This is a genomic window from Bacteroidota bacterium (assembly GCA_016195025.1).
Taxonomy (GTDB): Bacteria; Bacteroidota; Bacteroidia; order Palsa-948; family Palsa-948; genus Palsa-948.
The window spans coordinates 1-24,414 of the sequence record JACQAL010000022.1; the positions used below are offsets into that span (position 1 = coordinate 1).

The following is a 24,414-nucleotide window of genomic DNA, read 5'->3' on the forward strand; positions in this document are numbered from 1 at the left end:
AATGATGATGTAGTGTTAATGTTCGGTAATAACTCGCCACGAGTTATTCTGAACATTAATACTGTTGCTCTAAAACAAAAAATGTAACTTTAAACTCTAAACCAAAAATCGCCTTGTTGCGCTAAGGCCTTGAATGCACCTTACAGGTTACGGTATGCAGGTGACACGTTACCACGCACTCGTTACGCGTAACAGAATGCTTGTTACTCGTAACGAGACACTGGTTGCAGCGCACCATGCACTGAATCTCAGGCGCGGAATGCCGGGTGCTAAGTAACCGCCCGATTTAATTCTTCTCGATTTGAATATGCCAAAGAAAGACGGGCGTTCTGCGCTAAGGGAAATAAAAGGAGACGAGCGTTTTCAAAAACTGAACGTAGTTATTTTTTCAACTTTTATTTCCATCGAAGATAAATTATACACGACTTCGCTCGGAGTTTCACAGCATATCACAAAACCTTTTGACTTCAGCGAACTGGTTGAAAAAATAAAATCTGTTTGCAACTCTTTTGCTGTAACCGAATCGCATGAATAAATTTATGGAATTCGAAAAAATAAATAACCTTGACGCGCTGATGATTGCCTGTCCGACAAAGTACGGACTCCGTAACTCCGTTCGGAGCGGAATAATTTTATGCGCGTTTGTGCTTCTGGCGGTTGGCACAGCAAGGTAAAAACATTACAAAGTTTTATTTACGGTTTTCCCTTTTCCGAATTTAGGATTGAACAGCGGTTTTCCTTTTATGCCGGTGAGAATGAGAGAAAACTCAAATGCTCCTCTGCCATTGGTGTAATTATTCAGGTAAGAAGTGTTAATATCATAACTGAATGTAAAAACATGCTGCTCGTATTTTCCTCCCAACTGAATTATAATTGCGTCTTTGTTTCTGTAATTTAATCCGCCCAGCAAATCATACTTGGTATCTTTCAGATGATAAAATCCAAGCGCTCCAATATTCAGTTCGCGCGCTTTTCCCTGCATCATGAATAAAATCATGGGAACAGCAGTTATTTCTTCGGTGATTTTATAATCAGCGCCAAGTTCATACACCCATCGCATCGGAATATTATCTTTTACATTTCCGGTGAGCGATTGATTGGGTTTGGTCAGATGGTAAACGGAATAGCCCGCCCAGGGTTGAACTTTCCAGTCCTCTTTTTTGTATTTGTAAAACACGCCCATGTTCGCATCGAGTTTGAGCAAACTGGTTTTGCCAAAATTTTCTCCGCTCGAAATGTTCTGGTCAAAGCCGGTGGGATTATCGGTGGAAAACTGGTTATCGTATGTAAAATGATTCGGGTCAAAACTTTTATAAATAATTCCCAACTGCATGCCCACCGAAAGATTATGCGGGCTGTTCAGTTCATTGGTAATTTTATAAGCGGCAGAAGGCATGAAGTTAATCGTATTAAATCCCCCGGTGCCGTTGCGGTTGTGAATTAAATATCCACCCAATCCATATTGCTTGTAAGGCATATCGTACGCAAGATAATAAGTTGAAAAAGGTTTTACACCGAGCGAACGCCATTGCGAACGGTAATCGGAATAAATGCGGTAATCGGCTGCGTTGCCGAAATAAACTCCGGTGAGCGCGGGATTAAAGTAATGCGGTGTGGCATCGTACTGCGAAAGATGAAAATCCTGCGCAACAGATTTCTGCCGGAAGAAAATCAGCAGGCAGATGCAAATGAGTAGTGAAAAATATTTTTTCATTTCGAAATTTTTTATCTGATAATTGTTACATCACCTTTTTTATTTATTTCTTCATCTCCGAAAGTTGTTCCCGTAAGCGTATAAACATATCTTCCTGCCGGCTCAAGTTTTCCTTTGTACGTTCCATCCCAACCCTGGGTTTGGTCGGTGGCATGGAAAAGTTCATTGCCCCACTCGTTGTAAATTCTCCAATCCATTTCTTTCAGCGGACCGCCACGCACTTTCAGAATATCATTCACACCGTCTCCGTTTGGCGTGAAAGCAGAGGGAACCGCCACAATATTTGTGTTGAAGATGAAAGAATATTTTGCAGTGTCGGGACATCCATCGTTGTTAGTTACAATCAGCATCACATCCAGCGTTCCGTTTTGGTTAAACTGATGCGAAGGATTTTCCTGCGTGCTTGAATTTCCATCGCCAAAATTCCAAAGCCATGAAGTGGCATTCGATGAGTGGTCAACAAAATCAATCACCGCTCCTACATTATAGGTTCCGTTGTTCGGAGAAAAATCAGCCGAAGGCGGAGCAGTTACGGTCAGCGTATAAGCGGCAACGGATGAACATCCGCCCGAAGTGGTAACGGTGTGAGTAATCACATACGTTCCCGAAGCAGAATAAGTGTGAGATGGATTGCAACTTGCCGAACTTATTGGCGAGCCGTCACCAAAATCCCAAACGCAATTTGAAATGGTATCTCCGTTTGCAACGAAAGAAGAATCAGTAAACGCATAGGAGAAATTGCAATTGCCCGTGTGGCTGAATGCGGCAATAACTCCTTTTACAGGAGTTACCGTATCAGTAAATGTAGAAGTGCATCCGGAATCGGAAGTAACCGTAAGCACAACAATATAATTTCCGAGCGAATCATAATGATGCACAGGATTTTGCAAAGAAGAAATATTATTTGCTCCCGAAGCCGTGTCTCCGAAATTCCAGTTCCACGAAATAATATTTCCGCCTGCAATCGTGGATGTATTGGTGAAGAACATCGTGTCAACTGCGCAAGTGGTCACGAAACTAAATGAAGCAGCGGGAGAAGGATTTATGGTAATGATGTGCACTGCAGTATCGATCAAGCCAAGATTTGTAAACACAATCAGCGAAACAGTATCTGTTCCCGATTGCGAATAGGTGTGCGAAGGATTCTGAACATTATCAGTTCCTCCGTCACCAAAACTCCAGTTCCACGAAACAATGCTGTCGCCCTGCATCACAAAAGAAATATCGGTGAAGGAAATAGTTTGCCCGGTGCAAACGGAAGAAGAAGAAATAAATCCTGCCGTTACATGACTGCATGGTGCAACCGTATCGCTGAATATATCCGTGCATCCTGAATCAGATACAACGGTAAGTGTTACAGTATAAGTTCCTGTTGCAGTATAATTGTGCGCGGGGTTTTGCAATGCGCTTGTGTCTCCGTCTCCGAAATTCCAGTTCCACGAAATAATATTTCCGCTTGCAATGGTGGAAGTATTCGTGAAGAACACAGAATCTTTCTGGCAATCCACCGAGAATGTAAACGAAGCCGCAGGAGTTGGATTGATGTTTACAATATGATAAGCCGTATCGGTGCAGCCGATGCTTGAAGTTACAATCAGCGTTACGGAATCTGTTCCTGAAACAGAATAAGTGTAAGAAGGATTCTGCACGGTGTCATTTCCTCCGCCAATGGTCCAGTTCCACGCAACAATGGAATCATTCACGCTGATAACCGAAGAAGTGTCGGTGAAAGTAATGGACTGCCCGGTACAAATTTTAGAATAAGAAAATCCGGCAACGGGCGATCTTCCGATGGAAAGAATCATTGTATCGCTTACCGCAAGGCACTGGCCATTTCCGGTAGAAGTGAGAACAAGTGTTACACTTCCTGCAACTGCATCGGCTGTGCTTGGCGTGTAAACAGCATTGAGCGTGGAATCATTCGGAACAAAAGTTCCGGTGCCGCTTGTTGTCCACACACCGCCCGTTGCAGCTGAATTAATTGAACCGTTAAGCGCAAGAGAAAGCCCTTCGCAAATAGCAGTGTCATTTCCAGCAAACACATCGGGTGCATCGGTAATGATGAGAAGCATTGTATCGGTAATGGCATTGCATCCTTTCGTTGAAGTGAGCACAAGTGTAATTGTTCCTGCAGCAGTATCACCTGCGCTGGGCGTATATACTGCATTCAATGCAGAACTGTCGGGAGCAAAAGTTCCGCTTCCGCTGGTTGTCCAGTAACCGGTGGTTGAACCAACTGTTATGCTTCCTGTCAATGCAACGGCAGCATTATTCGCGCAAACAGTTAAATCAATTCCGGCATTTACAACGGGAAGAGGCGTGATAATTATTTGCACCGTATCGGTTACCGCCAGGCAAGTTCCGTTGTTGGTGGAAGAGAGAACCAATGTAACTCCTCCGGCTGCAGTATCAGCGGAACTTAAAATGTAACTTGCATTCAGCGTGGAATCATTGGGAACAAAAGTTCCGCTTCCGAGCGTTGACCATTGTCCCGTTGTTGTGCCCACCGAAACAGAACCGTTTAACTGAGCAATGGTGTCGCCCTGGCAAATCGTAACATTTGCTCCGGCATTTACAACAGGCGGAGCAGTGAAAAATACCATCACCGAATCTGTATCGCCCGGGCATATTCCTTGTCCGCCAGTAATAAGAAGAAGAGTTACACTTCCCGCAGTAGTATCGGCACTGCTTGGAATATAATTTCCGTTCAGCGTGGTATCGTTCGGCACAAAAGTTCCGGTGCCGCTTGTTTGCCAAACTCCGGATGACGTGTAGAACACCTGCCCGTTCAGCGGAGCAACGAGATTATTTTTACAAACAAAAATATCTGCTCCTGCATTTGCTGCGGGCTGAGGAGTAATATTCACCGTCATTGTATCGGAAGAAGCAGGGCAAGGACCATTATTCGTGGAAGAAAGCACGAGTGAAATAATAGAATCGCCCGGAGCAAATCCATAATCAGCGCCAAGAATTGTATCGGCAGGAGAAAATGCTCCGTGTCCGGCAGGAAGAGTTGACCATATTCCGGTTCCGGCTCCGCCCGAAATAATTCCATTCAGTTGAAGTTGAATTCCGCAAATGCTCGTGTCATTTCCTGCAAAAGCAAGAGGCGGCTGCATCACAAAAATTTTCATCTTATCAGAAACCGCAAGGCAATTTCCGTTGCCGGTGGAAGTGAGCGTGAGCGTAATGCTTCCCGCAGCGCTGTCAGCAGCGCTTAAATTATACGTTGCATTCAGCGTGGTGTTGTTCGGAGAAAAAGTTCCGCTTCCCGAAGTTGTCCACTGCCCGGTGGTGGCTCCGCCAGTAACAGAACCGTTCAATACTGCGGACATAGTTCCTGCGCAAACAGTTTGGTCTATGCCGGCATTCACCACAGGTTTCGGAGTGAAAGTTACATTGAGCGAATCGGAAGCAGGAGCGCAGCCCTGCAGCGATGTAAGCGTAATGGTTATGCTTCCCGAAGAAATATCCGAAGCGCTCGGAATGTATGAAGCGTTCAGTGAAGAATCATTCGGCATAAAAGTTCCGGTTCCGGCAGTGGTCCACAAGCCCGCTCCGGTGGAAGAGGTTCCGGTGAGCGTAACCGTTGCATTGTTCGCGCAAAGAGTTTGGTCGGCACCGGCATTTACATTCGGAGTGTTGGTGAACGTGAGCAGCAATGTATCTGAAACCGGATTGCACAATCCATTGTTTGCAGAAGAGAGAATAAGTTGCACACTTCCCGCGCTTGTATCGGCATTGCTCGGGGTGTAAGTTGTGCTGAGCGAATTGCTGTTGGCAAAAGTTCCGCTTCCGAGCGTTGTCCATGTTCCGCTTCCGGTGGAAGAATTTCCGTTCAGTGTTGCTACCAGATTCGAAAAGCAAATGAGTTGGTCAGGACCTGCATCCACAATGGGTGCATGATTGATAGTGATGAGCATTGAATCGCTCACTGCAAGGCATCCTCCGTTTCCGGTGGTGGTAAGAATAATAGTTACACTTCCCGCAGTGGTATCGGCAGCGCTAGGAGTGTACGTGGCATTCATGGTGGAAGTATCAGGAGAAAAAGTTCCGCTTCCGAGAGTTGTCCATCCTGCGCCCGATGAAACAGTGAATGAACCGTTCAGCGTGACAACCGCATTGTTCGCGCAAACAGTTTGGTCTGCGCCTGCATTTGCAGTGGGTGATGGTGCAAAAGAAACTTTCATTGTGTCTTTAACCGGGTTGCAGGTTCCGTTCTTTGTGGAAGTGAGAATAATATTTATTGTTCCGGCAGAAATATCAGCAGCGCTCGGAACATACGTTGTATTCAGCAACGAAGCATTTGTGAAAGTTCCCGAACCGTTTGTAGTCCATGCTCCCGAACCCGTATTGGAAGTTCCGCTTAAATAAACCGTATCATTATTAGAGCAAACCGTTGTATCATTTCCGGCAAACACAATGGGTTTGTCAATATAAGTAATCACCAGTGTGCTGGTAACAGCCGCGCAGTTTCCATTGTTGGCTGAAGTAAGTGTGAGCGTAACACTTCCTGCTGTTGTGTCTGCAGTACTTGACATATATGTTGCGTTCAGCGTGTTTGCATTCGGATTAAAAGTTCCGCTGCCCGATGTGCTCCACGTTCCGCTTCCGGTGGAAGAAGTTCCGTTCAGCGGAACATTCGCATTGTTCTTGCACGCAACGGTGCTTGCTCCGGCATTTACATTCGGTGCTTTTGTGATGGTAAGCATCATTGTATCTGAAACTGCATTGCAAAGCCCGTTTCCTGTGGTGGTGAGAACAATAGTTACGCTTCCCGAAGAAGTATCGGCAGAGCCGGGATTATAAGTTGCATTCATCGTGATGTTGTCGGGAGAAAAAGTTCCGTCACCGGAAGTTGACCATTGCGCTCCGGAAGAAACAGTGAACGAGCCGCTGAGAATAACTCCGGCATTGTTCGAGCAAACGGTTTGGTCGGCACCGGCATTTGCGGTGGGCGCAGGAGTGATGGTGATGGTCATCTGGCTGGAAACTGCAATGCATCCTCCGTTGTTCAATGTTGTTAAAGTAAGTGCAACGCTTCCGGCAGAAATATCAGACGCACTCGGAGTGTAAGTTGCATTGAGCGTGTTTGAGTTCGGAGAAAAAATTCCGGTTCCAAGGGATGACCAGTGCCCGCTTCCGGTGGAAGAAGTCCCGCTGAGAGCAACAACGGAATTATTAGCGCACACGGTTTGATTTCCTCCGGCACTGGCAGTAGGAGGCGCGGTGAAAATAATTGCCACGGTATCTTTTTCTGCATTGCAGTTTCCATTTCCGGTAGTAGTGAGAATGAGGTTCACGCTGCCGGCAGAAATATCAGCAGCGCCCGGAACATACGTTGCGTTGAGCGTAGTGTTGTTCGGAGAAAAAGTTCCGCTTCCGAGTGTGCTCCATGTTCCGGTTCCGGTGGAAGAACTTCCGTTCAATGAAGCGTTCGCATTATTGGAACAGACAGAAATATCTGCGCCTGCATTTGCAACCGGAGCATGTGTGATTGTAACTTTCATTGTATCGGTAGCGGGGCTGCAACTTCCAACGCCAGTAGTTGTGAGAACAAGAGTAACCGTTCCTGCTGTAGTGTCGGCAGCGCTCGGATGATACACTGCATTCAGCGTGCTTGAATTCGGAGTGAATGTTCCGGTTCCGGAAGAAGCCCAGTTTCCTCCGGTAGCGGAAGAATTTACCGAGCCGTTGAGTGCAACATCGGCATTGTTCGCACAAACAGTTTGGTCTGCGCCTGCATTGGCGGTGGGCGCATGCGTGATGGTAACGGTCATGCTGCTGACAGCCGCAGGGCATCCTCCGTTGTTGGTGGAAGTGAGCGTGAGTGTAACTTTTCCCGTTGCAGTATCGGCATTGCTTGGAATATAATTTCCGTTCAGCGTGGTGTTGCCCGGAATAAATCCTCCGCTGCCGGAAGTTGACCATATTCCAGTGGTGCTTCCTCCGGAAACATTTCCGTTGAGCGACACGGTTGAATTATTTCCGCACACCGTTTGATTGGCTCCGGCATTTGCCGTGATGCCTTGTGTTACAATTACATTCTTTATTGCATTATTGCTTATACATCCGGCAGAAGAAGTTGCAGTCACAGTATAATTTCCCGCATTCGCGGAAGTTGCCGAAGCAATGGTTGGATTTTGCAATGTAGAAGTAAAACTATTTGGTCCGCTCCAATTATAAGTTGCCCCTGAAATGGTGGTTGCACTTAAACTAATCGTACTTCCCGTGCAAACAGGGCTGTTTGCTCCGGCAGATATTACAGGAGTTTGATTAATGGTTACCGAAACTGTTGCAGTAGAACTGCCGCATCCTCCCACCAATGCAGTTACTGAATAAGTTCCGCTCATCGCAGTTGTCACACTTGAGATAGTTGGATTTTGTGAAGTGGAAGTATAACTGAGAGGACCACTCCATGAATAAGTTGCTCCTGAAATTGTGCTTGCCGTGAGTGATAAAATTTTTCCGGAGCAAACAGGGCTGTTGCTTCCCGCAGTGGGCGAAGATGGAGTTTGATTAATCGTAACACTCGTAGTCGCGTCTGTGCTTGTGCATCCGCTTACCGTTGCATTCACAGTATAGGTGCCGGCATCTGAAGTGGAAGCACTGGCAATAGTGGGATTTTGCAATGTGGAAGAAAAACCATTCGGTCCATTCCACGAATAAGTTGCGCCTGTAATTGTACTTGCTGTCAAACTCAATGTTGAACCGGAACAAATCGGAGAATTATTTCCTGCGGTGGGAGCAGAAGGTGTTTGATTAATAGTTACAGAAGTAGTTGCAGCCGGACCTGTGCATCCGTTTTCCGTAGCCGTAACCGAGTAAGTTCCATTGGCAGCGGTAGTAACGCTTGCAATGGTTGGATTCTGCGAAGCGGAAGTAAAACCATTGGGACCATTCCATGAATAAGAAGGGCTTCCCGAAGTTGCCGCAGTAAGCGAAAGTGTTTGCCCGGAACAAACCGGAGAGTTGCTGGATGCAGCAGGCGCAGATGGAGTTTGATTGATGGTAACCGCCACCGTTCCCGCAGCACCCGGGCATCCGCTCACAGTTGCCGTAACGGAATAGGTTCCGCTTGCGGCAGTGGTAACAGAAGAGATAACAGGATTCTGGGCAGTGGAAGTAAAACTATTGGGTCCGCTCCACGAATAAGTTGCTCCTGAAATAGTGCTTGCAGTAAGTGATACTGTTTGTCCCGAACAAACCGGAGAATTACTTCCTGCAGAAGGAGCCGCAGGCAGCGGAGTAATGCTCACGGAAGTTGTTCCCGCAGGACCGGTGCATCCGGCAACTGAAGTAGCCGTTACGGAATAAGTTCCCGCAGCCGCAGAAGTTACTGCGCTGATGACAGGATTTTGCAACGCAGAAGTAAAACCATTCGGACCATTCCAACTATAAGTAGAGCCAACCGAACTTGCCGTCAAACTCAAATCATTTCCATCGCATACCGGAGAATTGCTTCCCGCCACAGGAGCCGAAGGAGTTTGATTCACGGTAACAAAAACAGTCGCAGAAGGACTGGTGCAGCCGCTCACTTTTGCCGTTACAGAATACGTTCCCGCAGCAGCAGTAGTGACGGAAGCAATCGTTGGGTTCTGAGTTGCAGAAGTAAAACTATTGGGACCGTTCCAACTATACGTGGCGCCTGTTACCGTAGTTGCCGTCAGCGAAAGCGTTTGACCTGAACATACAGGGGAATTGCTCGAAGCAGGCGAAGGCGAGGAAGGAATTACATTTATTGTTACCGATGTAGTGGCGGTATTGCTCACGCATCCGTTGGAAGAAGAAGTTACATTCACGGAATATGTTCCCGCATTATCCGTTGTCACACCCGCAATAGTGGGATTCTGCAAAGAAGAAGTAAACGAGTTAGGCCCGCTCCACGAATACGTAGTTCCCGAAATTAAATTTGAACTCAGCGACAACGTAAATCCTACGCACACGGGCGAATTGCTCGATGGAGATGGAGTGGCGGGTGTGGGATTTACCGTTATGGAAATAGGAACTACCGGTCCTGTGCATCCCGAAACAGTTGAAGTAACAGAATAAGTTCCGCTTCCTGCAGTAGTGATTGCAACAATCACAGGATTCTGGTCAGTGGAAGTGAAACTGTTCGGACCTGTCCAATTATAAGCCGCGCCTGAAATGGTGCTTGCGGTTAAACTCAAGTCCTTCCCCGAACACACAGGTGAATTACTTCCCGCAGTTGGAGAAGTGGGAGCAGAAATAGTTACACTCACAGTTCCAGCAGGCCCGGTGCAGCCGCTTTTTGTTGCCGTTACAGAATAAGTTCCCGCATTATCAGTAGTAACGGAAGCAATGGTCGGGTTCTGAAGCGTGGAAGTAAAACTGTTCGGCCCGTTCCAATTATACGTTGCGCCAGCAAGGGTACTCGCAGTTAAACTCAATGTAACTCCGGTGCAAAGAGGACTGTTGCTGGATGCTGTGGGTGCGGATGGAGTTTGATTCACCGTAACAGAAATGGTTGCCGTGGAACTTGTGCATCCGGCAGCAGAAGTTATCGAAACCGAATACGTGCCTCCTGCAGCAGTGCTCACGCCTGAAAGAACCGGGTCTTCATCGGTGGAAGTAAAACTGTTCGGCCCTTTCCAATTATAAGTTACGCTTGCCACCGTGCTTGCATCGAGCGATAAATTATTTCCGGAACAAACCGGAGAATTGCTCGAGAGCGGAGTGGGCGGAGAAGGCGTTTGATTAATCGTAACCGCAACAGTTCCTGTGCTGCTCGATACGCATCCGGGAACAGATATATATAAGGAATAAGTTCCCGCAGCGGCAGAAGAAACACCCGCAATGGTTGGATTCTGCAGGGAAGAAGTAAAACTATTCGGTCCGCTCCAGTTATAAGAGCCGGCAGGAACAGAGGATGTTGTTAAACTTAATGTCTTGCCTGTGCACACAGGGCTGTTGCTTCCCGGAGAGGGAGTGGCAGGGGCAGTATTCACCACCACGCTTGTTGTTCCCGCAGGACCGGTGCATCCGCTCACAGTTGCAGTTACGGAATAAGTTCCGCCAGCGGCAGAAGTAACAGCGGAGATAACAGGATTCTGCGCAGCAGAAGTAAAACTATTTGGTCCGTTCCAATTATACGTTGCTCCCGAAATGGTGCTTGCTGTCAAACTCAAATCACCTCCTAAACAAACAGGAGAATTACTTCCCGCGGTGGGCGCAGCAGGAATCGGATTTACTGTTACGGAAGTGGTAGTGGTCGGATTACTTGTGCAGCCATTGACAGCCGTTACGGTAACAGAATAAGTTCCCGATGCCGCAGTGGTAGCAGCCGTGATAGTTGGGTTCTGCAATGTGGAAGAAAAACCATTGGGTCCGTTCCATTGATAAGTTACTCCGGCAACTGTGGAAGCAGTGAGAGAAAGATTTTGCCCGTCACAAATGGGCGAATTGCTTCCCGCAGTGGAAGCAGAAGGAGAAACATTTATTGCGACCACTGTTGTTCCCGCAGGTCCCGTGCATCCTGAAACAGTTGCCGTAACAGAATAAGTTCCGGCTGCCGCAGTGGTTACGCTTGCAATGGTTGGATTCTGCAACGTAGAAGTGAAACTGTTTGGTCCGTTCCAATTATAAGTTGCACCGCTGACAGTGCTCGCAGTCAAACTCAACGTGTAGCCCGTACAAACTGTGCTATTGCTTCCCGCGCTGGGCGCTGCAGGCGGAGGGCTAATGGTTACACTCACTGTTCCGGCAGCACCGGTGCATCCGCCAACAGTGGCAGTTACAGAATAAGTTCCGTCTTCTGCAGTGGTTACACTTGATATAGTAGGATTCTGATTTGCTGAAGTGAAACTGTTCGGACCATTCCATGAATAGGTTGCGCCTGAAATGGTGCTTGCAGTCAAACTCAATGTTGTTCCCGTGCAAAGCGGACCATTGCTTCCCGCAGTGGGAGCCGCAGGAGTTTGGTTTATGGTAACACTGGTAGTTGCAGTGGAACTGGTGCAGCCGTTTGTGGTGGCAGTTACGGAATAGGTTCCGCCTGCGGCAGTGGTTACACTTGCTATGGTAGGATTCTGCGAAGCGGAAGTAAAACTATTCGGTCCATTCCACGAATAAGTAGTTCCGGTGGAAGTGGCGGTTAAACTCAATGTTTGCCCGGAACAAACCGTGCTGTTGCTTCCCGCAGTTGGTGCGGCTGGAGTTTGCTGAATGGTAACGCTTGTTGTTGCTGTGGAACTGGTGCATCCGTTTGTAGTTGCCGTAACAGAATAAGTTCCATTCGCGGCAGTAGTTACACTTGATATAGTAGGATTCTGAGAAGCGGAAGTAAAACTATTCGGACCGTTCCACGAATAAGTCGTTCCGCTGGAAGTGGCGGTTAAACTCAGCGTTTGCCCCGAACAAACGGTGCTGTTGCTTCCCGGGGTGGGCGCAACAGGAGTTTGATTAATTGCAACCACAGTGATCGCATCCGGTCCCACACATCCGTTAACCGAAGCAGACACTGTATAAGTTCCGGCAGCGGCAGTTGTAACGCTTGCAATAGTTGGATTCTGCAGTGTAGAAGTGAAACTATTCGGACCGCTCCATGAATACACCGCGCTCGAAACAGAATTGGAAGTCAAAGAAAGTGTTTTGCCGGAACAAACCGTTGAGTTGCTTCCGGGAGTCAGCGCAGAAGGAGTTTGGGTAATCGTAACACTGGTTGTTCCTGCTGCGCTTGTGCATCCGTTTGTTGTGGCAGTAACAGAATAAGTTCCGCCTGCGGCAGTAGTTACACTTGATATGGTAGGATTCTGAGAAGCGGAAGTAAAACTGTTGGGACCGTTCCACGAGTAAGTTGTTCCTGTAGAAGTGGCGGTTAAACTCAATGTTTGTCCCGAGCAAACTGTGCTGTTGCTTCCCGCAGTTGGTGCGGCTGGAGTTTGCTGAATGGTAACGCTCGTTGTTGCAGTAGCACTGGTACATCCGTTTGTAGTTGCCGTTACAGAATAAGTTCCGCCTGCGGCAGTGGTGACACTTGAAATAGTAGGATTCTGAGAAGCGGAAGTAAAACTATTCGGTCCGTTCCACGAATAAGTAGTTCCGGTGGAAGTGGCGGTTAAACTTAGTGTTTGCCCTGAGCAAACTGTGCTGTTGCTTCCCGCAGTTGGTGCAGCCGGAGTTTGCTGAATGGTAACGCTCGTTGTTGCTGTGGAACTGGTGCATCCGTTTGTGGTTGCAGTAACAGAATAAGTTCCGCCTGCGGCAGTGGTTACACTTGCTATGGTAGGATTCTGCGAAGCGGAAGTAAAACTATTCGGTCCATTCCACGAATAAGTTGTTCCGGTGGAAGTGGCGGTTAAACTCAATGTTTGTCCCGAGCAAACGGTGCTGTTGCTTCCCGCAGCAGGAGCAACGGGAGTTTGCTGAATGGTAACGCTCGTTGTTGCAGTGGAACTGGTGCATCCGTTTGTGGTGGCAGTTACAGAATACGTTCCGTCTGCGGCAGTGGTTACACTTGCTATAGTAGGATTCTGATTGGTAGAAGTAAAACTATTGGGACCATTCCATGAATAAGTTGTTCCGGTGGAAGTAGCCGTTAAACTCAGTGTTTGTCCCGAGCAAACAGTTGAATTACTTCCCGCAGTTGGCGCTGCCGGAGTTTGCTGAATGGTAACGCTCGTTGTTGCAGTTGAACTTGTACAACCATTAGTAGTTGCCGTTACAGAATAGGTTCCGCTTGCCGCGGTGGTGACAGGTGAAATAGTTGGATTTTGTAAGGCAGAAGCGAAACTATTCGGTCCGTTCCACGAATAAGATGTTCCGGTGGAAGTAGCAGTTAAACTCAGCGCTTGTCCTGAGCAAACGGTGCTGTTGCTTCCTGCAGTTGGCGCAGCGGGAGTTTGCTGAATGGTAACGCTTGTTGTTGCAGTGGAACTGGTGCATCCGTTTGTTGTTGCAGTCACGGAATAGGTTCCACCTGCGGCAGTGGTTACACTTGCTATAGTAGGATTCTGCGAAGCGGAAGTAAAACTATTCGGTCCGTTCCAAGAATAAGTAGTTCCGGTGGAAGTGGCAGTTAAACTCAATGTTTGCCCCGAGCAAACTGTGCTGTTGCTTCCCGCAGCAGGCGCGGCTGGAGTTTGCTGAATGGTAACGCTTGTTGTTGCCGTGGAACTCGTGCATCCGTTTGTGGTGGCAGTTACGGAATATGTTCCGCCTGCGGCAGTGGTTACACTTGCTATAGTAGGATTCTGTGAAGCGGAAGTAAAACTATTGGGACCGTTCCACGAGTAAGTTGTTCCGGTGGAAGTGGCGGTTAAACTCAATGTTTGTCCCGAGCAAACCGTGCTGTTGCTTCCCGCAGTTGGTGCAACCGGGGTTTGCTGAATGGTAACGCTCGTTGTTGCTGTGGAACTGGTGCATCCGTTTGTGGTTGCAGTTACGGAATAAGTTCCACCTGCGGCAGTGGTTACACTTGCTATAGTAGGATTCTGTGAAGCGGAAGTAAAACTATTGGGACCGTTCCATGAATAAGTTGTTCCGGTGGAAGTGGCGGTTAAACTCAATGTTTGCCCTGAGCAGACAGTTGAATTGTTTCCCGCAACGGGAGCAGCGGGAGTTTGCTGAATGGTAACGCTCGTTGTTGCTGTGGAACTGGTGCATCCGTTTGTGGTGGCAGTAACAGAATACGTTCCGCCTGCGGCAGTAGTCACACTTGAAATGGTAGGATTCTGTGAAGCGGAAGTAAAACCATTCGGACCATTCCACGAATAAGTAGTTCCTGTGGAAGTAGCAGTTAAACTTAATGTTTGCCCCGAGCAGACAGTTGAATTGCTTCCCGCAGCAGGCGCAGCCGGAGTTTGCTGAATGGTAACGCTTGTTGTTCCTGCTGCGCTGGTGCAGCCGCTCACAGTTGCCGTTACAGAATAAGTTCCGTTTGCGGCAGTGGTCACGCTTGCTATAGTAGGATTCTGCGAAGCGGAAGTGAAACTATTGGGACCATTCCACGAATAGGTGGCGCCTGCAACAGTGCTGGAAGAAAGAGAAAGTGTTTGCCCCGAACAAACGGTGCTGTTGCTGCTTGCCGAGGGAGCGGAAGGAGTTTGCGTTACCGTTACGCTTACTGTTCCCGCTGAGCCGGTGCATCCGCTCACGGTGGCGGTAACGGAATACGTTCCTGCTGCATCAGTGGTGATACTGCTGATGGTTGGATTCTGCGAAGCGGAAGTAAAACTATTGGGTCCGTTCCAACTATACGTTGCGCCAGCAATGGTGCTTGAAGACAAACTCAATGTTTGCCCCGAGCAAACCGGATTGGGAGTGGCCGATGCCGTGGGAGCGGCAGGCGTTTGATTCACCGTGACGGAGCCCGTTCCCGCAGTGCTGGTGCAGCCGCTGGTAGTGGCGGTAACGGAATAAGTTCCGTTTCCCGCAGTGGTAATGCTTGCTATGGTTGGATTCTGATTAGTGGAAGTAAAACTGTTCGGTCCGTTCCACGAATAAGTTGTGCCGGTGCTCGATGCCGATAAACTTAATGTTTGCCCCGAGCAAACGGGGTTGGGAGTACCCGTAACAGTAGGAGGTGAAGGAGTAACTTGTGATGCGACATTCACCGTTTGCGTAACTGCCGCGCAACTGCTTATTGTGTCCATTACGGTTACTGTATAATTTCCCACTCCGGCAGAAATAGAAGAAGTGGTGGCTCCCGTGTTCCATGTAAAAGTATAAGGCGATGCGCCTCCCGAAGGCGTTGCCTGCAGGGTTACGTTGGGTCCTCCCGTGCATATAACAGGGCTGGAAGGAGAAATTGAAACCGTGAGCGCGGGAGAAACATATACTCTTGCCGTATCGCAATAATTTCCGCTGCTGCAGCCGGTAAATTGTCCGCATGCCGTGTATTTAATAACGGCTGGCGCTCCCACACCGGGAGTTACGGTGGTGGTGTTGCAACTGGTGCAACTCAAATAGGAATTATACTGCCCCGGTGTTCCCGGGTAAACTGAATTCCAGGTAACGTTGGTAAGCCCGTTTGCCGTAAGGGTTCCTCCGCATCCTATGCGAATGCCTTTGCTTTGCGTTACGGAATAGCCGCTGCTGGCTGAAATGGTATCTTCGTCCGCATCGCCTCCCGCTTTGCAGTAGGTAATACAGAAAGTGGTAAAACCGCCCGCGCATGCCTTTGTTCCTATGGAAGTGGGGTTACCGCAGCCGGCAAAACAAGTATCTATGGAGTAAACTCCGCCACCGGGAGGAGCCGGTTTAACGTTAAAGCCCAGTTGTGTGGTTTTGGGATTAACTGTAATATTAAACTTAATGCATTTGTCCGGGCTGCTTGCACCGCAGCAGAGCCCGTTGCGGGGACCCACGCTGAGAATTACAGTGGTATCGGAATTTTTGGAAAAATCAACCGTATATACAGGAACAGTTCCATCGCAGTTTCCGCAAGTGGTGCACGATTGCGCTGCTGCTTCTTTTGCAAGAGGCAGAGAAAGCAAAATGGTTATAAAAATAAACCTGTAAAAACGCATCAAATTATAAATAGGGAATTAGAAGTTATATATGCCTTGTCGAACGTAAAAAACGTTCAAAAGGTTTCAAAATCTTTTCAAAAAGCTTCATTGATTTGTAATGCTGCCAAAGTAGTATTTTTTGTTGAATATTGAGGTTTTAATTTTCGCAATCGGAAATTGCCGTACCAACGGTGGCGTGGTTGGTACGAACGCTGACGATTGCCGTACCAACGGTGACGTGGTTGGTACGAACGCTGACGATTGCCGCACCAACGGTGGCGTGGTTGGTACGAACGCTGGCGATTGCCGTACCAACGGTGACGTGGTTGGTACGAACGCTGACGATTGCCGCACCAACGGTGGCGTGGTTGGTACGAACGCTGGCGATTGCCGCACCAACGCTGACGTGGTTGGTACGAACGCTGGCGATATTCGTACCACTGCTGGCGTGAGTAGTACGAACATGGACGATTTACGCACCATTAATAATAACTGTTTTTTCCTGTTTCGCAGTAAAAACTCCAAAACTTGCTATAGATAATCCTGCTTTTTCAGCGAAAGCAATAAATTCTTTTTCATACATAGAATCTATCGCCACCAAAAGCCCACCGCTGGTTTGCGGGTCGCAAAGAGTAAGAATGGACTCTGCTTGTTGGTTGGGATTTGAAATCCCAACCAGCGAAACTTTTGCTTCGTAACTGTTCCAGTTGCGGAAAGTAATATCGGGATAAATCATTTTGGATGCATAGTGAGAACTATTTTTCAGCAGGGGAATTTTTTCGTATTCAATTTCCGCAGAGAGATTGCTGCCTTCGCACATTTCAATTAAATGCCCGAGCAAGCCAAAGCCCGTAACATCGGTCATTGCTTTTACATAGTCCAGTTTTCCGAATTCATAGCCGATGGAATTCAGTTGCGTCATGATTTCTACCGCTTGAACAAAATCTTTTTTCTCTGCAACTCCTCGCTTGTGCGCGGTAGTAATCATTCCCACGCCAAGCGGTTTTGTCAGAAATAATTTGCAACCTTCGGTGGCGGTGGAATTCCGTTTGATGTTTTTTATTTCCACTTCGCCTGTTACGGCTAATCCAAAAATCGGTTCGGGAGAATCAATGCTGTGCCCGCCTGCGAGAGGAATGTTTGCCTGCTCACAAATTTTTCTTGCTCCGTCCAAGACCTTTTGCGCCACTTCTGCCGGAATTTTTTCCACGGGCCATCCGAGAATCGCAATTGCCATGAGTGGTTTTCCTCCCATTGCATACACATCGCTGATAGAATTTGCCGCAGCAATTCTTCCGAAGTCAAAAGCATCGTCCACAATGGGCATAAAAAAATCAGTAGTGGAAATAATTGCTTTGCCGTTTCCTGTATCATAAACAGCAGCGTCATCTTTTGTGTCGTAGCCAACCAATAAAGCCCCCTCAATCCCCCGAAGGGGGAATTCAGGAAGCATAGATTTGGTTTCCCCCCTTTGGGGGGAGGGGGGGCTTAGTATTTTTTCGAGAATGTTCGGTGCGATTTTACATCCGCAGCCGGCTCCGTGAGAGAATGCTGTGAGTTTATAAGATTCCATCTACTAATTTACTAATCTGTACTAATGTACTAATGAGCAGCCGTCATTGTATTTCGTATTTTTCGTATAGTTTCGCTTTTCGCTGATTCGCGAACTCAATTACTTTTTTTGCATTCAACGCTGCATCTGCACTTTCGCATTCCACAATAAATACATCCTTGAAATTCCTTTTCTCGTGATTATAGTTGTATGCTTTGTCATAGTAAGAAAGAGTTATGTCTGCAACTTTTCTGAGTTCTCCGTTTTCCAATTCTTCGAGCGCGTATTTTGCGTGCTGCGGACCGAGACGTTTTTCAATTTTCAGAATACAATTACCTAATTCTTCTTTTGAAAATTTTCCATAGTCATTCAATAGCCGTTCAATTCTTTTTTCTTTTGGAATTTTCACTCTGAGAATCGGGGCTTGTTTCATTTTTTCCCATAGCGGATTTGGAATCTGGCAAGTGCCAATACTTCTTGATTCGTCTTCCAGAAAAATTCTTTTTGATAAATCAATTTTATTCAGATGAAAGGATAAATTATTTTCGAATTGTTCCTGAGTGGGCTGCTGCTTTTCTCCCAGCGAACCAAATGCGGAACCCTTGTGCTGCGCGAGATTTTCCAAATCAATTATCTGTTCGCCTGCTTCGCCAATCTTTTTCAGAATTTCTGTTTTGCCGCTGCCGGTTTCTCCTCCGAGAATAAGAAGATTTACTTCCCGCTCAAAACTTTTCAATACAAAATTCCTATATGCTTTATATCCTTTTTGCAGCGTGAAAGTTTTTATCCCGGCAAGATTCAGCAGCCATGCAAAATTTGCGCTGCGCATTCCTCCGCGCCAGCAGTGTATTAATACAGTGGCAGCGGCAGTAGCAGTAGGCAGTTGTTTATACGAATGTTCTGAAATTATTTTTTCAACTTCTGAAACAAAAGAAGAAAGTTTTGGTCCCACAATTTCAAGCCCGAGTTTTATGGCGGCATGCCTTCCAACCTGTTTGTAAGTTGTTCCCACTTTTGCCCGCTCCTCGTTATCGAATAGTGGAATGTTATGCGCGTTTGGAATATGCCCTTGCCCAAATTCAGAAGGCGAGCGCACATCAATTACGGGAAATTGCTCGGAGAGTTTTATAAACTCTTCTATGTTTAAAGGAACATTCACGCGGTAAAAATATACTCTACGAATTTATCTAATTTTATCCATTCATTTTACAGATGAGAAAACTATTTCCTGATACGATTTCGCGTTTACAGTTTTTTTGTGTCATTTTTTTTGCAATAGTTTATTCTCTGCTCTCGCTTGTTAATCACTATAACTTCCGCACGTATGCCTATGATTTGGGATTGATGAATAATGCACTTTGGGATTATTCTCATTTTCGGTTTAATGACTGCATGCTGCTTCAGCCAGAATTAAAAAATTACCTGAGCGAGCATTTTGAAATTGTCATCATGTTTCTTTCTCCGTTTGTTTATATGTTCGGAACCTACACGCTGCTTATTTTTCAGATTGCATTTATTTTGTTCGGGGGATTTGGAGTTTATAAATACATTAAAGAAGTTTCTACGGATGAGAAAATTTCTTTCTTAGCGCAACTGCATTTTTATTTTTTCTATGGAATTTTTTCTGCGCTGAGTTTTGATTTTCATAATAATGTTTTGGGCGCCATGTTTGTCCCTTGGTTTTTTTATTTCTTTCACCTGAGAAAATGGAAACAAGCAACTTTATTTTTTCTTCTGATAGTGCTTGCAAAAGAAAATATGCCGCTGTGGCTCGCGTTTATCTGCGCAGGGATTTCTCTTTTATATTGGAAAAATAAAGTTCAGCGCACAGCTGCTATTATTTTTTCTCTTTCCGCCTTCATTCTTTTTCTTTTGATTGTTCAACTAATTATGCCCGCGCTTTCCAATGCAGGCGAAGAATATGTGCAGTTCAGAAGTAATTATTCTTCGGTGGGAACAACTATCAGTGAAATTTCAGAAACTATTTTTTCAAAACCAATTTACGTTTTGAAATTACTTTTTCTGAATCTATCCGGGAATCTTCTTGGTGATAATCAGAAAATGGAATCGTGGATTTTTGTTTTGCTTTCGGGAGGAATTCTATTTGTTATCCGCCCGCAGTTTTTAGTAATGCTCATTCCCATCTTTGCGCAAAAAATGTTTCACAACGATTATTTGAAATGGGGAATCGGCTCGCATTATTCCATTGAGTTTGCTCCCATTTGTTCCATCGGAGTATTTTATGTAATAACTCAATTTAAAAATGAAAATTGGAAAAAATATTTTGCGTATGCGATTACTGCTCTTTGTCTTGTAGTCACCATTCGGAGTTTTGACCGCACCTATACTTATTTTGACCGCGACCGGCACCGCATTTACCAATCGTGGCATTATAAAAAGGATTACGATGTGGCGGAAGCACACCGCGCGCTGAAATTAATTCCGGAAAATGCAAAAGTGAGCGCGCAGTCGCCTTTTGTTCCGCATCTTGCTTTCCGCGAGTATATTTACCAGTTCCCTGTAATCAACGATGCGGAATATATTGTGGTTTCATCGGAAGAATTTTTTTATCCGCTCAATAAAGAATCTTTTGCTGTGCAACTGGCAATGCTGGAGAGTTCTAAAGAGTGGGAGAAAATTTATGAGAGGAACGGAATGGTGATTTGGAAAAGAAAAATTATTTTACCAGAATAATTTTTTTTCTGGCTGAAAGTTCTTTTGAAAAAAAATCCAAAGTATAAATTCCTACTGGTAAAAATGAAATATTAATTTCTCCGGAGCTTGGTGCATTTTTTAATTCAAAAACACTTTCTCCAAGCAGATTAAAAATTCTTATCTCGGAAAAAGGATAATTCAAAGAAAAATAAAATTTGTCTTGAGTAGGATTTGGAAAAATAGTTGCATCATCATCTTTTTCCGCCAATTCATTTACTGAGACATAGGAATTAATAGTGCTGTTATAATTCATGTTTTTATTCATTCGGACAATAATAATATTATCCGTTCCGGTTCCGTAAGTTCCTGTATAACCTACGAGCACATAACCTGAATCTGAAGTTTCCAAAATATCATATGCTTCTTCATCGTATTGCCCTCCTGTTGTTCCGCCTCCCAAGTAACCGTATCCGGTGTTCCATTTATCAAAACTTATATCCTTCCCGTCACTTGCAACTGCGTCTGTCCATCCAACAGTATAATATTCTCCTTCTTTATTTTCCCGGATGCGAAAAATTTCCCGGTTGCCTGTTCCTGCTATGTCAATATTTGAATTAAGTAAATTCCCCTTAGCATTTGTTTTAATAAAAGATTTTTTTTTCAATGTTCCTACTATGGAATATCCACCAAGCAAAAATCCTCCGTCCATACAAATAGTTAAAGAATTACACGCATCATCGGCTGTGCCGCCAAAAGTTGTATCCCATTGCCAATTACCCTGTGAATTTGTTTTAAGAAGATAAAAATCCAAATCACCAAGAGAAGTTCTTGTATATCCTCCTGCAATAAATCCACCATCCGAAGTTTGATGAACTTCATTAAATACATCTTCATTTGAATTGCCAAATGCTTTTGTCCAGAGTGTGTCACCGGAAGAATTGGTTTTGACAAGATATGCCTGAGCATTATTTCCGAAACTATATGTTTCTCCTGCAAGAATGTATCCGCCATCATTTGTTTGCTCTGCCCAATAAGTAAAGTCCCAATCAGTTCCCCCAAAAGTTTTTTGCCATTGAAAATTTCCCTGCGAATCTGTTTTTACAATATACGCATCATACGTACCCAACTCATTAGTATATCCGCAAAGAATAAATCCTGAATCGCTTGCTGGTTGAATTGAAAAACAGTTTTCAATATTAATTCCCCCAATAGTATTTTGCCATTCATATTTTCCCGCGCTGTTAATTTTCAAAAGATAAAAATCTGTACTACCCATTCCATAGCTGCTCGTTGTCGCGCCAATTATAAAACCACTGTCAGGTGTTTGGCAAATTCCCTGTCCTCTGTCATAATTCATTCCGCCATAAACAGCAACCCATGTGCCTGGCTGTGAAAAGGAAAAAATAAAAAAGCATAATGTAAAATAAGCAAGCAATAATATTCTAAGAGAAAAAATATTTTTGCTACTTTCGGAAAAATTTGATAGTGATTTCACGAAGAAATAATTTTCATCAAAGATATGCAGAACTTTTGACTTTTGAATTTTTACTTTTGAATTGAATTTATGATTCACAAAGAAGGAACTCCGACTATTATTCTCACTTTAAGTTTTATTGCAATCCTCAATGCGCTTATTTTTTTTCTTGGCGGAAATGACATTGTAAAATGGATTGGATATTCTGTTTCTGCATTTCTTCTCATTACTGTTTTGCAGTTTTTCAGAAACCCTCCGAGAAAAATTTCTGCTAATGAAAAACATATTCTCTCTCCTGCCGATGGAAAAGTGGTGGTGATTGAAGAAGTAATGGAAGAAGAATATTTTCACGATAAAAGAATTCAGGTTTCCATTTTCATGTCTCCTGTGAATGTGCACGCAAACCGTTATCCTATCAGCGGAAAAATTTCTTACTATAAATATCATCCGGGAAAATATTTAGTGGCATGGCATCCGAAATCATCCACCGAGAATGAACGGACAACAGTGGTGATAGCCCCCGCCCTAAAGGGGGAAAGCATTTTATTCAAACAAATAGCAGGAGCATTAGCGCGAAGAATTGTTTTTTACGGAAAAGAAAATGAAACGGTAAAACAGGGCGAGCAATGCGGCTTCATCAAATTCGGTTCGCGCGTGGATGTGCTGCTTCCGCTCGGAACAAAAGTGAATGTAAAGTTGGGCGAAGCGGTGAAAGGAGGAATCAGCATTATTGCGGAACTCTGAAGAAATTATTTCAGTTCATATGCTGAGAAATTTATTTCTCTCTTCTCATCTGCAAAATTTGCATTATAGAAATTAATCAGATTAGTATTGTTATTCAATTGTTCTTTTGTAACTCCTCCTTCCACTACCGAATACCAATTATCCCAAATAATAATATCATCTTTTTTCAGCTGACTTAAATTTTCATTTGTGAGGTCCAACTTTTTACTTTTGTCAAAGCAATCAATATTTAATACTTCGCTTAAATAGGGCGCCATAAAAATAAAGCGATGTTCTTTTCCTTTCTGTTGAATTATAAAATTGGCGATTTGAATGGCGCATTGCTGTTCTGCGGAAAGCATCATGTCGTTTTTCCAGATTATTGCGGATGGATTTGGAGTGAATGGAAAAATAATTACATAGGAAATCAGAAGCGAGTAACTGATTTTTCCCCACATTTTATTTTTCTCCGAGATTTTTTCAGTAATAAAATTAAATCCTTCAAGCGAAATAATTGCTATGAGCGGAACAATTCCCAGTAAAACCCGTTTCAATCCCATGGAACCAAAAATTCCGAAATACCAGAAGAGAGAATGGGCGGAGAAGTAAACAATGAAACCGAATAAAACCAATACCTGCAGTTCGAGTGATAATTTTTTTTTCAGTAGCATCCAAATCATAACCAGGGTTCCGATTCCAAACAAAAAATAAATCGGAACACCCACTACATCTATCATTTCTTTTGCGAAATGAAATATTCCACCGCTGCCATACGGGCTGCTGAAACCTGCATAGGGAATTTTAGTGAACACCCAGAGCAAATCATGATAAACAAAAAAACCGGCAATGGAATAAACAACATGTCCGGCAAGAAGCAGAGGAAGAAATTTCCATTTTCGTTTCAGCAGTAAATACAAAACAAAAATTCCAATGATGATTAAACCTTCTGAACGGACAAATGGAAGAAATGAAATTAGCAAACAGGAAAGAATATATTTTTCTTTGAGCACCGCATAAATACCCGCACTAAGAAATAAAGCGAAGAGCGGTTCTGTCAATCCGGAAAAAGCAAGTATGTAATATAGCGGAGTGAAAATTAAAATTATGGCAACAATAATTGCATTTTTGATTTTTAATTCGCAGCAAATTTTATAAGTCAGAAAAATAGTAGTGAGAGAAACAAGCGCATTGAAAATTTTTATTCCGGTAAATCCAAATTGCGCAAACGGGCTGGCTACTAAAACAAATAAAGGTTTTGCCCAGTGATGAAAAAAAAGTTCGGGATGAACGGGCGCATATTTGGCATAGAGATAATGCATCACACTGTCTCCGGCATCTCCTGTTCCGTCAAAAAAATAAATTGTAAATCCTGCTATGAGGGAATAAAAAAATAATAAAATATAAATAGGATTCTTCAAAAGGAATTTTCGTTTAACTAAATTTAACAAACAAAAATAGTTTATTTGTAAGTAAAGGTTGTATATTTGATTTCACAAAAAAGAAACAACAACCAATTAATAAACTCTATGAAAAAATTATTTTTTGCTTTAGCGTTCACCGGATTTCTCGGAGCAGCAACCGTCAATACAATTTCTGCGGCAACTCATGTAAAAGTTTTTGTGAAAGGTGGAGAAGATGATAAAAAGAAAAAGAAAGATTGCAAGAAAGACAGCAAGTGCTGCTCGAAGGATGCGAATGCTTCCGCAGGAGATAAAAAAACCTGCGCGAAAGGAACAGGTTGCTGCCATGCGAAAACAACTTCTTCTTCAGAAACAAAAGTTGAAGAAAAGAAAACCGAAACTCAAAAGTAAATTTTCTTTCGTGA

The 24,414-nt window shown here is 44.7% G+C and carries 9 protein-coding genes and 1 pseudogene; 4 read left to right on the forward strand and 6 right to left on the reverse strand.

Annotated features, from left to right (window positions below; all coding sequences use genetic code 11):
* Positions 1–280: 280 nt before the first annotated feature.
* Positions 281–535 (forward strand): annotated as a pseudogene (locus HY063_04925) (response regulator).
* Between the two features lie 144 nt (positions 536–679).
* Here the strand turns inward: HY063_04925 and HY063_04930 are convergent.
* The 4 genes from HY063_04930 to mnmH all read right to left on the reverse strand — a co-directional run bounded on the left by HY063_04930 (position 680) and on the right by mnmH (position 18,896).
* Complete coding sequence (locus tag HY063_04930; protein MBI3501118.1) at positions 680–1,714, reverse strand: PorP/SprF family type IX secretion system membrane protein; 1,035 nt, start codon at positions 1,712–1,714, stop codon at positions 680–682.
* 11 nt (positions 1,715–1,725) lie between these two features.
* Positions 1,726–16,203 carry a PKD domain-containing protein gene (locus HY063_04935; protein ID MBI3501119.1) on the reverse strand — a complete coding sequence of 4,826 codons (14,478 nt, stop codon included), beginning with the start codon at positions 16,201–16,203 and terminating at the stop codon, positions 1,726–1,728.
* 454 nt (positions 16,204–16,657) lie between these two features.
* Entirely contained in the window at positions 16,658–17,758 is a 1,101-nt protein-coding gene (gene selD, locus HY063_04940; protein MBI3501120.1) for a selenide, water dikinase SelD, read from the reverse strand.
* Positions 17,759–17,801: 43 nt separating this feature from the next.
* A complete protein-coding gene (mnmH, locus tag HY063_04945) occupies positions 17,802–18,896 on the reverse strand; it encodes a tRNA 2-selenouridine(34) synthase MnmH (protein MBI3501121.1) in 1,095 nt (364 codons plus the stop codon).
* A gap of 53 nt (positions 18,897–18,949) precedes the next feature.
* Here mnmH and HY063_04950 point away from each other — a divergent pair, with 53 nt between their 5' ends.
* Positions 18,950–20,431 (forward strand): DUF2079 domain-containing protein, encoded by a 1,482-nt coding sequence (locus tag HY063_04950; GenBank protein ID MBI3501122.1) that lies wholly within the window; start codon positions 18,950–18,952, stop codon positions 20,429–20,431.
* Here HY063_04950 and HY063_04955 read toward each other — a convergent pair.
* Positions 20,415–21,887: a T9SS type A sorting domain-containing protein gene (locus HY063_04955; GenBank protein ID MBI3501123.1), complete on the reverse strand. Its 1,473-nt coding sequence runs from the start codon at positions 21,885–21,887 to the stop codon at positions 20,415–20,417. The genes HY063_04950 and HY063_04955 overlap by 17 nt on opposite strands.
* Before the next feature lie 69 nt (positions 21,888–21,956).
* Here HY063_04955 and HY063_04960 point away from each other — a divergent pair, with 69 nt between their 5' ends.
* Complete coding sequence (locus tag HY063_04960) at positions 21,957–22,610, forward strand: phosphatidylserine decarboxylase family protein (GenBank protein ID MBI3501124.1); 654 nt, start codon at positions 21,957–21,959, stop codon at positions 22,608–22,610.
* 5 nt (positions 22,611–22,615) lie between these two features.
* Here the strand turns inward: HY063_04960 and HY063_04965 are convergent, their stop codons facing one another.
* Entirely contained in the window at positions 22,616–24,007 is a 1,392-nt protein-coding gene (locus tag HY063_04965) for a hypothetical protein (protein ID MBI3501125.1), read from the reverse strand.
* Positions 24,008–24,115: 108 nt separating this feature from the next.
* On the opposite strand from HY063_04965, the gene HY063_04970 reads away from it, so the two are divergent.
* Complete coding sequence (locus HY063_04970) at positions 24,116–24,400, forward strand: hypothetical protein (protein ID MBI3501126.1); 285 nt, start codon at positions 24,116–24,118, stop codon at positions 24,398–24,400.
* Positions 24,401–24,414 lie beyond the last annotated feature (14 nt).